Origin of the sequence: Arthrobacter sp. N199823, from assembly GCF_002929705.1 — a bacterium.
In the GTDB taxonomy this organism is placed as follows: Bacteria; Actinomycetota; Actinomycetes; order Actinomycetales; family Micrococcaceae; genus Specibacter.
The window spans coordinates 449,917-463,403 of sequence record NZ_PJIN01000003.1 but is presented as its reverse complement, the minus strand read 5'-3'; the positions used below and the strand labels follow the sequence as shown (position 1 = coordinate 463,403).

Sequence of the window (13,487 nt, the reverse complement as noted above, 5' to 3'; positions counted from 1 at the left end):
ATGTAGACAAGAAAAGCCCCTCCGGGGGACAGAGGGGCTTTTCATTTCACTGCGGTCCGGCCAGCCGCCTGGGGGTGCGGCTGCCCGGATTTTCCTGGACCTTGGGGGTCTCAGGATTCTGTGCGTTCCTTATTGCGGCGTCCGCCCACCACAAGGATGGTGACGGAAGCGGCCGCTGCGGTTCCCAACCCGACTGCCCACCAGGGGAAGTCGAGGTTAATTGATGTGCCGCCATTAGTCGTTTCCTGGGGCGGGGTGTCAATCCGTTCGCCGGTCACGACGAGGCGGTGGGTGTTGATGCCGATGGGGGTGCAGGTGATCAGGGAGATCAGATCTTCGCCTTCCACCGGCCGCAGGGATTCCGTCTCGGTGGGCAAAATGGTTTCAACCTGGGTCACACGGTATGTGAGAACTTCACCATAGACTTCCACCGAAATATCCTGGCCAACCTTGACCTTCTCCAGATCGGTGAAGAGGGTTGACTCCGGAATTCCCGAGTGGCCCGTCAGCACCGCATGCGTGCCGGCACCGCCTACCGGAAGTGCGGTGCCAAACAAATGCCCCACGCCCCGCCGCAGCACCGGATCGCTAGTCCCATGGAGGACCGGCAGGTCCGCCTTAATTGAGGGGATCTGCAGGCGTGCCATCACACCGTCCGAGCTCAAGGAGAGCTGCTTTCGGTATTCCTCACCAGCTTCTGTCTGCTCATCTGCTGGTACGTTGCTGAACGGATCCAGCAACGCGCCCCCGGTCAAGGTCTGGTTGTAGGCCCTGGCCGCGGCGAGGGCCTCACTGCGCCCTTCCGGGCCGAGAACCTCTACGCTGTTGCCATAGGTGGCCAGATCCTCGGACTGCTGCAACGTGGAGAACCAACTCGCGGTGGCCGGGTAGAGGAGGACACTGACGCCAACGAAGACCAGTACGGCGATGAACACCACTGAACCCGATACCTTTGCCCGCAGGCTCGTTGCCGTGCTGGCCGGTACCAGCGTGTTGTGTCTTCCCATGTGCGGGCGGACTCCTCAGTCAAGGTCTCTGGAGGGAGACGCGGCGTGCGTCTCCCTCCAGAGTCATGCGGGTGTTGACTATGCCTGAACCGTGCGGCGAGTGCTGCGTTTGCGCAAGGCCACACCACCGGCAACAGCCAGCAGTCCCAGACCAACTGTCATGAACATGGCCGTGCCGGAGCCACCTGTGAGGGGAAGCGTGAACGGCGGTGTCTGGACGTTCTCAACCACAATGTCAACGGCGGTGGTGATCTCGGTGTTGACGGTGAAGGACTTCGGGCTTTCCTTGCTTACGGTGGTGGAGATGTTGTAACCGGCCGGAGCCTTGGTCTCAACCAGCCAGTAGGTGATGTCCGCTCCGGCGCCATTGTTCTTAGCCTTCAGACCGGCAATGTTGACGATGCCGTCAGCGTTGGTGGTGAAGACCGTCTCGCCTGACACGGAGATGGGGTTGTTGCCGGCCTTGGCATCGGCTTCAGTTGCGTAGACCTGGAACTCGGCGCCCTGCAGGTTCTTCTTGGATTCACCGGCAGAGACCTTGTGGATGATGACGTTGCCCCAGTTGGTCTGGACCTTGTCAGAGGTGGCCTTGTTGTCGTTGACGAAGACGCTGGCATCGTTTGTGATGATGCCGCTGCCGTTGCCATCGAGTGTAGTCACGGTGGTGTCCAGGGCTACCTGAACGCTGGTGCCGGGGGTGAGCTTGGCCAGGCCGGAAGCCTTGAAGTTAATCTTGACTGTGCCGGGCACCGTGGTGCTGTCGATTTCGTAGTCAGTTGCGAGCAGGCCGTTGGCCGGAACCAGCGATACTGTGGCGCCACTGAACGTGAGGCGGGGATCGAGCACATCTTCGATGGCAAAGCTCTTCAGCGAGTTGCCTTCAGATGTGTTGGGCACCGTGGCGGCAATGTTCCAGGTGACCTTGCTACCGAGGCCTTGGGCAGCCGAGTCGTTGACCGTCTTGGTGATCGAAGACAGTGAGTTCTTCGGGTAGACGTGGACATCGTAGATCCAGGTGTTGTCCGTTGTGTTAGGCAGCGGCAAAGTTACCAGGAACGGCTGGGCGGCAAATGCGATGTTGTTAGTGCCCGGGGCGGTCTCCGTCACAAGGTAGACAGCCTGCTCGAGGCCGTCAAACTTCAGGACACCACCTGCGGCTGTCTTATCTTCCATGATGAACTCAAGGTTCCCGGCCACATCGGCAGGCTTCAAGGTCTTGGTGGCCGCCCAACCTGCGTTGGTCCTCAGGTCAATGTTGGTCACCTTCTCGATCTTGAAATGGACACCAACCAATGCATCCGCTGCAGGAGGAGGCGTTTGGAGTTCGAGACCGTTGGGGGCAGTTCCCTGCGTAGCCGGCTGCGCGAACTTGTGGATGGTCAGCGACTTTGCAGCAGCCGTGTCGATGTTGCCAGCATCTGCGGCGCTAGCCGGGAGCATGCTTCCGAAGAGTGCTGCGGTGGCGAGGGCGGCGATGCCGAGACCGGCGGTGATCCGCCGCTTGAGCGGGTTTCGTCCAGTGGACATGAGATGGTTCCTATCGGTGGTGGTGGTGATGTTGGCAATAATTGTGTGGTTTGATGGCGGGGCTTGAAGCCCCGCGGGTGCTAGCGGTTGGTCTTGAACTTTCGAACCAGAACCCAAGCAGTGAACAAGATCGCCACGAGGAGGAGTCCTCCGCCGACAACCATGTACGTCCAGTTGCCGGTGCCGCCGGTGAGCGGGAGGGCGAAGGTTGGAACACTGGCGTTGACGAAGCGATACACCTCGTGTTTACCGGTCTGCACCGAGACGGTAGCCGATGCGGCATCCACCCAGGCATCCGGATTAGCCAGGCTCTTGTCCGCATTGATCGTGCCGGTGTAGCGCTGCAGGCTCAGCTGCAGGTACGCGGGCTTGAGTGTGCTCGCCTCGCTCAGTGCATAGTTCAAGCCAGCGGTCACGGACTTGGTATTGGCATCCGCCACAGTGTTGGCGCCGGCAACCGTCAGTGCCTCTCCCGTGCCGGGCTTGGCCGTCAGGGTGAAGTCACCGGGAACCAGGGTCCCGCCGTTGCTGTTGTCAATGAACTTCAGCAATGTCAGCACCGTGGTGCACTTCACCGTGTTAGTTACGGTGTAGCTGTTGTCACCGGCGGCCAGCACTGCAGCATAGGGAACATTGCTCGAGATCTTCGTTCCATTGGCGAGTGTCACCTGTGAGTCCGTGACCTTGCAGGCCATGGTCGGGTCAATGGTTGTAGTCTCGGCGATGGTGACCGTGTTGCCGGCAAAGTATCCGGGGTACACCGTTCCCCACTCCGGGGCGGTGGCCCCGGTGAGGGTCAGTGCGGCAGAGATGCCGGCGGGCTGCTGGCCATTGGTGTAGGGCTTGCCGTCCACGATCCACTGCTTCTGAACCATAATTGTCGCTGCTTTGTTCGTATTGGTGAACGAACAGATGACGTCACTGGCACCGAGCGTGAAGCTTCCCGTCAAGGTTCCTTGAGCCACGGTTCCCGTGGCCGTGGTGCACTTGAGCGTCGAGGTATAGCTGCCCTTGTTGGTGGCCGTTGCTAGTACCTCGGACACGTTCACCGTGGTCCCCTGGGGGAAACTGGCCGAAATGACGTTGCCGTTGTTCGGCGCGTCAGAAGAACCCGTCACGCCGTTAGCGGCGAAGGAAGCCTTGTCGTCAGCAATGGCGTTGACCCAGGTCTTGGTGACCGTCACCTTTGCCACTGGCAGCGGTAACTTTGCGTTGATGACTTCACAGCTGATGGCATCGGCCGGGTTTATCGTCACGGTAAAACCGAGAGTACCTGAATTGGTGACTGGCACATTTGCGCCCGTAACGTTGTTGGTGCACTTGGCATTCTTGGTGTTTTGGAGTTCCAGGACATGCTGCGACTGCTGTACTTCTGCAAATTGAACCGTGCGCCCACTTGAAACAAGGTTATTGACCTTGAAGTTCACGGCTCCGTCAGTCCCGGTGACTGCGTTGAACGGGGAGATGTCGTCCGTTGCCCTGCCGTTGATAGTCCAACCGGCTGCGGGTGCAAGCGTCCCATCCAGTTCACGCACCTGCTTGACGACGCTGACCGTGCCTTGGCAGTTCTTCAGCGCTATCTCGGTGAGCTTGGCCGTCAACTTGTCATAGTCATCGATCTTGAAGTAGTCGGCTCCCGAAACGGGGCCAGAAATGGCTTGAATATTGGCCATGTTGATGTCGGCCCCCACGCCCAGTCCCATGACGAATGTGCCGGAATTCTTCAAAGCGTCCGCAGCGGTCACTGCCGTTGACAGGTCTACGGCATCGGATCTTAGCCCAAAATCAGTGTTGTTCCGGGGGACAGACTGGTTGGCGTTTGAGTTCGGTGTCCCGTAAGCAGTCGGATTACCATCGGTGACAAACAAAACGATGTCATATTGACTCGTGGGGATCTGGCGCAGTGCGGCGTCCCAGTTTGTGCCACCTACGCTGGTGGGTACCCGACTGAACTGCCCAATCTTGGTATTAACAGTATTGGCACCGTTCGTTGTCGACACCGATGACTTGGCGATGGACGCGTTGGTGCGGTCCGGTGCGAATGTTCCGAAAGTGTAGGCCCCCACAGAGGACGGCGTGCCGCGCAAGCTGTCTACAACGCTCTTGGCTGCAGTCTTCGAAGCAGAAACGTGCGTGTCAAGCAGGGAGTTGGAAAGATCGAGAACAATAGCTATGTTCAGCCCGCATTTGCCCGGAAGTACCGGGTTATTCAGCGCAGTGACCAATGCCTGTGGGGCCACCTTGAGCTGCTGGGCAGCGGGGGCCTTGGGCGCAGCGTCGATGACCGGGGCCTTGGGAGCAGCCTTCGTGGGCGCAACCGGCTCGGAGGTAGCTTCGCCGACTGTCGCAGGCTCTTCACTCGGAGCCGCAGCAGCGTGAGTAGTCTCCGAGGCTGCCAGGTCCGCAGCAGCAGGAGTGGTCTCCGCGGCAGCCGGCGTCGCCTCGGCAGCGGCGGCTGGCAAATCGACGGTGTCAGGGGAGGACGCCACTGCGCCCACTCCGACACTTCCGACGAGTGCCAGGCCCAGCATGCCGGCGGCTACGCGCAGCATTGCTGTCCTGCCAGCCGGACCGGATCTACGCCGGCTTCCATGCCGGTGTCGGGCAGACGTGGAAAAACGCATGACAACTCCCCCAAAACGAACTAATGATTCGCGCAAATGTGCGCCTCATTAGATTAGGGAGGTTGGGCTAACTAATACCCGAGTGGTCAACACTCTACTTTTGGACAGTCACACTCTATTTTTAGACGGTCAGGCTGTACTTTTGGATAGTTTCACTCTAAAACCGTTGCCGAAACACTCGCATTGTGAGGTGGATCATGGAGTGTTGCGACGGGGCCCACAAAGGTATGACTCCTGTGCAACGATGCGCACAGCAGCTAGAGGAGCCCAATTCCACCCGCACATAGCTAATGCCCGCAGCAATTGTTTGCTGCGGGCATTAGCGTTAAAGCATGACCTTCGATCTGAACTCCGCACCCATCGTTCTGCTGGCCTGGGAACGGGCGCTGGCCCTCCCCACGGATTCGCTGCTCTCGGACACCCGGAACGGCCGGTTCACCCACGCCACGGAAAGTACCGAGCTGACTTTCCTGCGCCTGTGGAACCAGTCCATCCTCAGCGGGCCGGCCCACCTTCTGACTGCCGCGCAGGCGTACAGTGACGACGAACTTAGCGACCACTCCACCATGCTGCGACTAACAAGGCTCGACGGCGGCCGCGGGCTGGGCACCCAGGCCCTGTATTACGCCGACGATCTGGAGTTGCACCAGCCCGAGCACACCGTCCATGTTTCTACGGGGACACAAGAGGTCTCGAGGCTTGAATCATTGTGTCCGCCGGACGACGTCAACGACGTGGGCCTCTCAAGCCGGGAGCACAAGTTCACTGTCATGGATTCGGGCGAGTCCGACGCCGGACCCCTCGCCTGCAGTGCGTACGCCGAGCATCAAGGACTACTAGCTCAGCTGGGCACCCTAGTGGCGCCAGCTTCCCGGCGCCAGGGCCTGGGCCGCCTGGCCACAAGCATTGCCGCCCACGAGGCACTGGCCGCCGGGCTGATCGTGCAGTGGCAGTCTGATGTGAACAATGCCGCTGCCCATGCCTTGGCCATCAGTACCGGTTTTAGTGTGGCTGGCTTGCTGACCCGGATTTCTCTTCAGACTGGTCAAACTCGGCATAAATAGCAGTGACATCGCGTGGCTTGGCAAAGCAGATAGCCATGGCAGCGCCCAGCAGCACGGCGGCCGCCGGCAGCAGCGTTGACTGCGCCATAGCGGTGGAGAATCCGGCATGCAGGATCTCCGGCAATTGGCCTGTTCCACCGGTTGCGCTGCCGGTGGCACCGGCAGGCAATTCGGCCGCCAACCGTGCGGAGATCAACGCGGCGATTGCAGCACTTCCCAAAACCGCACCAATCTGGCGTGTCGTGTTGTAGATGCCAGCCCCGGCGCCAGCCTCGCGCGGGCCAAGGTTGCGGGTGGCCGTCGTCGACAGTGGAGCCCAAATACCCGAGCTGGCAACACCAAGAAGGCCACTGGGAAGCAAGAACAGCCAGATTGGGGTGTCTGGAGTCATCAACAGGGCCGTCCAGCCGAGCGAAATGGACATCAGAATGAAGCCGACGAAGGCAACATATCGGGGGTTGACGGCGTCAACGAGCTTGCCAACAAAGGGAGCCAAGATACCCGAGAGCAGCGCCATCGGAATCATCATGAGAGCCGATTGGGTGGGCGTCATACCGCGGACCAGCTGGTAGTAGAAGAACAAGGGCAGGCTCATGGCCGTCACACTGAAACCCATGGAGGTGATGGCGACGTTGGCGAGGGAGAAATTGCGCACCTTAAAGAGGTGCAGCGGGACAAGTGGCTCACCCTTGTTCACCGCTTGCCACCAGACGAACGCACCCAGGAAGAGGATTCCGGCAATGATCAGGCTCCAAACGGTGATGGGACCAGCAATGACACCCCAGTCGAAGCTTTCGCCTTCCTGAATACCAAAGACCAGCAAGAACAATCCAGCAGAGCTGAGCAAGACACCCAGCCAGTCAAATTTGTGTTCGTGAGTAGTCAGTGTGGGCACCAATCGCCATGCCAGCACAAATGCCACGATTCCCACGGGGACGTTGACGAAGAAGATCCATTCCCAGCCGAGCCCATCCACCAGGAGACCGCCCACAATGGGGCCAACCAACATCGCCACACCCGCGGTAGCACCCCACAAACCCATGGCCGGGCCGCGCTTGTCCGGGGCAAAGATCCGGGTAATGATCGCCATGGTTTGTGGCGTCATCATGGCCGCACCTAGACCTTGGACCACGCGGGCAATGATGAGGGTACTAATGTCCCCGGAGAATCCGCACCAGAGGGACGCCAGCGTGAAGACTGTCAGCCCACTCAAGTAGAGGTTTTTGGGGCCGTATTTGTCGCCCAAACGCCCAGTCACCAGAAGCGGGACGGCATAAGCCAGCAGGTAGGCGCTGGTAGCCCAAATCACCGAGTTGATGTCGGTGTTGAGGCCTTCCATGATTTTCGGATTCGCCACCGAAACAATGGTTGAATCCACCAGAATCATGAAGAATCCCAGAACGAGTGCCCATAACGCGGGCCACGGTTTTGCTACGACTTCCATGAGTGTTCCTTAAAACTAGAAAAATAGCAGATGTGGTTGGTTCACCAGCGCAGTGTTCCGGAGGAAATATCTGCGCAGAGCTCTCGGATCCACTGCATTTCGGCATTGAGTAAGACCTGTTGGTAATGCAGATCGATCAAGAAACGTGGCTCAACGCCCTTCGCCGACGCGTTGGCAACTCCCGTCTCCAACGCAGCCAGTTCCACTTCTAAGGCAGCCAGACGCTGCCCCAAAAGATCGGTCACGACCTCAGCGGGTAGGTTGTGTGCCTCGTCCAAGGCCTGCGGAAAACACGGGTATTCGTTGATCGGAGTAGCCAAGATCTCCTTGACACGCTTTTCCAACGCCACCCTGCCCTCGGGCAAGATAGCGTAGGTGGTTCGCTCGGGCCGATTGCCGTCCCGTTCGGTGCTAATAGGTTCCACCAGTTGAGCAGCAGCTAAACGGCCCACTGCGTGATAGAGCGTGCCTGGGCGGACCTTCACTATTCGGTCCTCCCGACGCTGCATCAGCACTTGATACATCTCGTAAGGGTGCATGGGGCGTTCAACAAGTAGGCCTAAAGCGGATATGCCCAATGGCGTCAAGTGCCTAGCCTTTGTCATGATCCTCCTCCCGATTACTCCGCAAGAATTATTCCACGTGGAATAATCCGGCACAAGAGCGCCTGCCACTCTGGCGACTGCACTTTGTTGTGGGTTTTTATGGTGCCGGATGTATCAGCGCGGTGAGCGCAGGAATCCCGTTTGTCGTCCTACAACTTGGCCAGCATCTGTGGCAACGATGAGTTCCTGATTGGCCGGATACTGCTCCCCATCGTCGTTAACGATCAGTACGGCGTCCGGATCCACCGAACGTTTCACGAGCGCCAAAGCAATGGGGCCCATCTCATAGTGTTGAGCCGAGGAGGTGACAGTGCCAACCACCCGCTCGTCGACGAGCACCTCGCTGCCCACGGCGGGCAGGGTGTGCAAGGATCCATCCAACTGCAAGAACACCAAACGGCGCGGGGGGCGGCCGAGGTTATGAACGCGGGCAACGGTTTCTTGGCCCTTGTAGCATCCCTTGTTCAAATGCACTGCAGTGCGCATCAAATCCAGCTCGTGCGGAATGGTCTTCTCATCCGTTTCCGCACCGCGGCGAGGCCGCCAGGCTGCCAGACGCAGCGCTTCTGCAGCCCAAACCCCTGCCAACGGACGCTGCCCCACGGTCTCAACGAGGTCTGCGGCCGGGATGAGGTATTCAAACCACGGGCGCTCAAGTCCGGGGTGTTCTGCATCCGGCACCGCGGCATAACTGTAACCGCCGGCGGATATATTAGGCCAGGGATCTTCCCACACGGTCAACGCAGACCATTCTCCAATCCGCACTACCGAGCCCACAACGGCCCAGTCTGTGGAAACATCAGCAATCTCCACACGCAGCATGAATTTCATCGAGTTCAGCCACTGGGCTAGCGGAGCTGCTTCCTCGGTCTCCACGATCAGCCACGTTGTTTCGCCGTCGTCTACCACCCGCGCGTCGTAGTCGATGCGCCCTTGAATGGTGAGCAACAGCAGTTCGGTGCCAACATTGGGGGCCAGATTTGTCAGTGCCTGGGAGGAGAGGGTGTTGAGCCAGCTCAGCCGGTCCGGGCCACTGACGCTCACCACTCCGCGGTGGGACAGATCTACCACGGCACTGGGCGCCTTACCGAGGTATCCGATCAGGAGCCGCTGTTCACGGTTGGGATCCCCATAGTGCGCGGCAACGCCGGCATCGAGGCCGCCTGCTGCCACGGCGCCGGAACGGTTCAACAAAGGACTCAAATAGCTCATAACGGGTGCAACGCCTTCTCTTGTGAGCCTATTCCAGCCAGCCCACAGATCCGTCAAACGGAGGCTGCCTGCAGCGGCCGGTGACCGGATCCGCCGTCGTGCTTATCCCAGTTAGGGTGCGCTGGGAATTTTATGCAAGGCAGCGGAGGCATGTGCGGCCAATGATTTGCCCTGCGCAGCCACGTCCCAGCGCCAGTACAGGTCACCGTTGACGAGGCCAAAAATGCGGGTGGCCGCCGTGTAGCTCTTGGCACCTGCGCCGCGCATCACGGCGTCGGTGGACAGCTGAATCTGCGGCCCCTTGATGCTGCCGTAGTACAGCTCGGAGATGCCGCCGGGATGAACAATATTGGCCATGATGTCGAAGCCGCCATCAGTATTGCGGAGGGCTTCGACGTCGTCGGCCGTGCGCAGTGCCGGAACAATATCCGCAGGAATCAGACCGGGGCCACCATCGGAATCGTTCATGGGGCGGTCCAGCTGCCAGAAGCCGGTTTCAACGGAGAGGGGCCGCAAAATAGCGCCGTGCTCATCCGTCAGCCAAGACTGGGCCGAGTACTGCAAATACGGCAGGCCATTGCTGCTGAAGGTCACGGTCTGGGTGAAGTATTCCGAGTCATCTTCACCGGTACCAAGACGCCCGGCACCCTTCCAGGTGCCCAGCAGCCACGAGAGTGGAACGAGTTCAGGGGTGAGGTCCGTCGGGATTTCAATAGGCATGACGGACTACTGCTGGCCCTTGAACAGGCGCCACACCACCAGTCCGGCAAACCAGGCCATGGTTATGCCGGCCAAAGCCAGCAGGCAGATGAAGAAGATTTCCAAGGCAAGTACGCTCATGTTGCCATCCTACAATGTTCTGCGCGTGGTTGATTCACTGGCGTGCCCGGGGCTCGGCAATAGGCCCTTCGCCGGCGCGGGTCAACCGTTTAGGACAAGAGAATTTTCTCTACGAAGTACACAATGGCGCCGATGGACAAGATGGGGGCCAGCGCAGCAGCTGCCGTGCTGATTGCCCGGGTCAGGGCGCTTGCTGGCCGGCTGCTTGGGCTTGGAGCCGAGCTCGCTACGGGGCCTTGAGCTGCTCCTGTTACTGCAGTGCCGGAGGCGCTTAATGCAGCGTCAGAGGCGCCCTGTAGAGCACCCTCACCGTTCGCCTCGCTCACAAGGTCTGCCACATTCAGTGCCGGACTGGCAATCAGCGGCAGGGTGAGTGTTCGCAGGCGTCGGAACGCCGCAATGATGGCTGCCACCACGATCGCCAATACGGCAGCTGGAACAATGCGGACATCGGAGACCAGCAGCGCGGTCAGCGGCCCGGCCAATACGGCCAGCACAATGGCCAAAGGAGCAGACATCCGGTCCGGCCATGGGAGCATTCCGGCCAGAAGCGCCACTGCTGCGCTGATGGCAACGATGAATGTCATTCCCGGCTCACCCAGGAACCTATAGGAAGCCACCCATCCACAGGCAAACCCTGCAATGACAACCCCTGCCCCAGCTCCCAATGTGGACTCCAGGCGCCTTTTTTGACCTGTGCCGCGGATGAGTTGAACCACCATGACAGCCCCGAACCCCACAGCAATATAAATAGGAGTCCACGCCAGATAATCCTTGCCCTCAGCCATGGCGGCAGTCAGGGCCGCTGCGGCGCCTGTTGCAGCGATGACAGTACCCAATGTCTTCTTGGCCGGTATGGCCAGATAGTGGGGCCAGCCGTACCCAAAAATGACGGCAAGGAGAATACTCACTCCCGCCGTGTATCCAAGTCCAAGGTAGTGCCCTGCCACTAGCAGAGCTAGTGCGACGATTCCAATAAGTCCGGCTATAGATGACTTCACACATCAATCCTGCCTTATTCTGCCGGTACACTGTGGAACAACCCTGTCGCGGAGCGTCTTAGTTTGTGGTGATGACGCCAGACGGGCTCCGCCGACGGTTTTACGCTCAAAGATGCGCTTTTCAGCCACTTTGTTAGGGAGACATGTCGCAGATTTTATTGCTCACCAACAACCACGGTTCATCCGTGGATATTTTGCCTGCACTGGAACTGTTGAGCCATGAAATCCACATCTTGCCAGCCGTAGCCACGGCATTACTCGATGCACGCCCCTCTGAAATCATTATGGTTGATGCCCGGACTGATCTGGCAGGTTCGCGTTCCCTCTGTCAGATATTGCGTGCCACGGGCATCAGCATTCCCCTTCTTTTGATTCTGACCGAGGGCGGAATGGCTGTGGTCACTGCCGCTTGGGCTGCCGATGACATGATCCTTGAATCCGCAGGCCCGGCGGAAGTTGAAGCCCGTATCCGGCTGGCCGTGACGCGGGCTCCGGCGTCCGAAGAAGAAGGCAACCAGGAGATTCACGCCTCCGGCATTGTCATTGACGAGGACAGCTACACAGCCCGCGTCCACGGCAGCGCATTGAACCTGACGTACAAAGAATTTGAACTCCTGAAATATCTAGCCCAGCACCCGGGCCGCGTCTTCACCCGCGCACAACTGCTCAATGAGGTGTGGGGCTACGACTACTACGGAGGCACCCGCACAGTTGATGTTCACGTGCGTAGACTTCGCGCCAAACTGGGTAGCGAGAACGAAAACCTCATCAGTACTGTGCGAAATGTGGGGTACCGATTAACAGTGTCCCGCCACCCCGAAGAATCCATGGCGGAAGCCGGAACAATCCCTAACCCATAAAAGTAAGGCCCGTTTCCACGAAGGAAACGGGCCTTACTTTATGAAAGTGGAGGACATACGGGTCGAACGTATCGAGGACACCCCACTGGTGCATCCCCCCAGTTCAGCAGGCGGAATATGCTCATCCATCCTGCTGCCCTCAAACTCTATGCCAGCTCCCCTCTGCCACGCAAACTCAGGCACGTGAGCGTGAGCGGGCAGTGATGAGAGCGCGCCGAGTCTCGCATTACCCCAGCAGTGCACACTAGGCTGTGAACATGAGCCCCGCAAAGACTGATAGCTGGCCGGTAACAGTACTCTCAGGCGCCCCCGGGCCCGAGCTGCTGCAAGAGATCCAGACCGTGATTGCCGCTGCCGAGGATGCCGACGGCAACCCGCCCTTCTCTGAGCAGACCTTGGTGGAGATGAAATCCGCCGACGCCGGTCCCCACACCGTCCTGACATTGCTCACCTATGCTCCCGAGGACGCTTCCCCCACTGTCGGGGAGGATCTGGCAGGGGTTGCGGTGGTGGTGCTCAATGGCAGTGAAGGCGTTCTGGAGATTGTGGTCCACCCCGCCTACCGCAACGACGGCGTTGGAGCCATCCTCGCGGACAAACTAGTTGAAGTGCGCGGCTTGCAGGGAATCAAGGCCTGGTCCCACGGCGACCATGAGGCGGCCGCCGATCTGGCCGCCAGTTACGGCTACCACGCCATCCGGGAACTGTGGCGTATGCGCCTGGTCCGGCAGGCGCCGTCGTCCGCTGACCCACAGACTGCCGCGCACTATGAAGCGCCCGACGGCGTGACGCTGCGGACATTTGTCCCGCACCACGATGAAGAGCGCTGGCTGGCCGCCAATGCAGCAGCCTTTGCCCATCATCCCGAGCAGGGCTCACTGACTCTGGCGGACCTGCAGGCGCGCATGGCAGAAGAGTGGTTTGACCCCCAGGGGTTCTTCTTGGCAGTGAATGACGCAGGCGAAATCTTAGGGTTCCACTGGACCAAGATTCATCCTGCCCGCGCAGGCCAGGCCGCCATGGGAGAGGTTTACGTGGTGGGTGTCACACCTGCCGCTCAGGGGCTTGGCCTGGGTAAAACCCTCACCCGCCAAGGAATGGACTACCTGCAAAACTCGGGGCTGCGAGCAATTATGCTTTACGTTGATGCGGACAATGAAGCGGCAGTATCGCTCTACCGCAAACTTGGTTTCACAAAGTGGGACTCCGACGTCATGTACGGCCCTCTCTCCGCCTAGCCCGCCTGCGGGTAGCGACCAGGCTTGTAAAGTTGATCCACTAGCTCCAACCATGAGGACTTATC

11 protein-coding genes are annotated in these 13,487 nt (G+C 59.5%); 3 read left to right on the top strand and 8 right to left on the bottom strand.

Annotated elements, in window-relative coordinates:
* Window positions 1-110: 110 nt before the first annotated feature.
* The 3 genes from CXQ93_RS09340 to CXQ93_RS09330 all read right to left on the bottom strand — a co-directional run bounded on the left by CXQ93_RS09340 (window position 111) and on the right by CXQ93_RS09330 (window position 5,086).
* Window positions 111-1,007: a class C sortase gene (locus CXQ93_RS09340; RefSeq protein ID WP_104110156.1), complete on the bottom strand. Its 897-nt coding sequence runs from the start codon at window positions 1,005-1,007 to the stop codon at window positions 111-113.
* Between the two features lie 78 nt (window positions 1,008-1,085).
* Complete coding sequence (locus CXQ93_RS09335) at window positions 1,086-2,534, bottom strand: SpaH/EbpB family LPXTG-anchored major pilin (RefSeq protein WP_104110155.1); 1,449 nt, start codon at window positions 2,532-2,534, stop codon at window positions 1,086-1,088.
* An 80-nt stretch (window positions 2,535-2,614) separates the two neighbouring features.
* Window positions 2,615-5,086: an LPXTG cell wall anchor domain-containing protein gene (locus CXQ93_RS09330; RefSeq protein WP_181036100.1), complete on the bottom strand. Its 2,472-nt coding sequence runs from the start codon at window positions 5,084-5,086 to the stop codon at window positions 2,615-2,617.
* A gap of 404 nt (window positions 5,087-5,490) precedes the next feature.
* Here CXQ93_RS09330 and CXQ93_RS09325 point away from each other — a divergent pair, with 404 nt between their 5' ends.
* Window positions 5,491-6,222: a GNAT family N-acetyltransferase gene (locus CXQ93_RS09325; RefSeq protein WP_104110153.1), complete on the top strand. Its 732-nt coding sequence runs from the start codon at window positions 5,491-5,493 to the stop codon at window positions 6,220-6,222.
* Here the strand turns inward: CXQ93_RS09325 and CXQ93_RS09320 are convergent.
* The 5 genes from CXQ93_RS09320 to CXQ93_RS09300 form a co-directional block, all read right to left on the bottom strand.
* Window positions 6,161-7,666: a DHA2 family efflux MFS transporter permease subunit gene (locus tag CXQ93_RS09320; protein ID WP_104110152.1), complete on the bottom strand. Its 1,506-nt coding sequence runs from the start codon at window positions 7,664-7,666 to the stop codon at window positions 6,161-6,163. The genes CXQ93_RS09325 and CXQ93_RS09320 overlap by 62 nt on opposite strands.
* Window positions 7,667-7,707: 41 nt before the next feature.
* Window positions 7,708-8,271: a PadR family transcriptional regulator gene (locus CXQ93_RS09315; protein WP_104110151.1), complete on the bottom strand. Its 564-nt coding sequence runs from the start codon at window positions 8,269-8,271 to the stop codon at window positions 7,708-7,710.
* Between the two features lie 114 nt (window positions 8,272-8,385).
* Window positions 8,386-9,483 (bottom strand): folate-binding protein YgfZ, encoded by a 1,098-nt coding sequence (locus CXQ93_RS09310; protein ID WP_104110150.1) that lies wholly within the window; start codon window positions 9,481-9,483, stop codon window positions 8,386-8,388.
* A 111-nt stretch (window positions 9,484-9,594) separates the two neighbouring features.
* A complete protein-coding gene (locus tag CXQ93_RS09305) occupies window positions 9,595-10,203 on the bottom strand; it encodes an FABP family protein (RefSeq protein ID WP_104110149.1) in 609 nt (202 codons plus the stop codon).
* Between the two features lie 209 nt (window positions 10,204-10,412).
* The gene (locus CXQ93_RS09300) at window positions 10,413-11,324 is read right to left on the bottom strand and encodes a permease (protein WP_146073202.1); all 912 of its coding nucleotides are present in this window, start codon (window positions 11,322-11,324) and stop codon (window positions 10,413-10,415) included.
* Between the two features lie 143 nt (window positions 11,325-11,467).
* Here CXQ93_RS09300 and CXQ93_RS09295 point away from each other — a divergent pair, with 143 nt between their 5' ends.
* Both CXQ93_RS09295 and mshD read left to right on the top strand, forming a co-directional pair.
* Window positions 11,468-12,184 (top strand): response regulator transcription factor, encoded by a 717-nt coding sequence (locus tag CXQ93_RS09295; protein ID WP_104110147.1) that lies wholly within the window; start codon window positions 11,468-11,470, stop codon window positions 12,182-12,184.
* 257 nt (window positions 12,185-12,441) lie between these two features.
* On the top strand, window positions 12,442-13,422 hold the full coding sequence (gene mshD, locus CXQ93_RS09290; protein ID WP_104110146.1) for a mycothiol synthase: 981 nt from the start codon (window positions 12,442-12,444) through the stop codon (window positions 13,420-13,422).
* Window positions 13,423-13,487 lie beyond the last annotated feature (65 nt).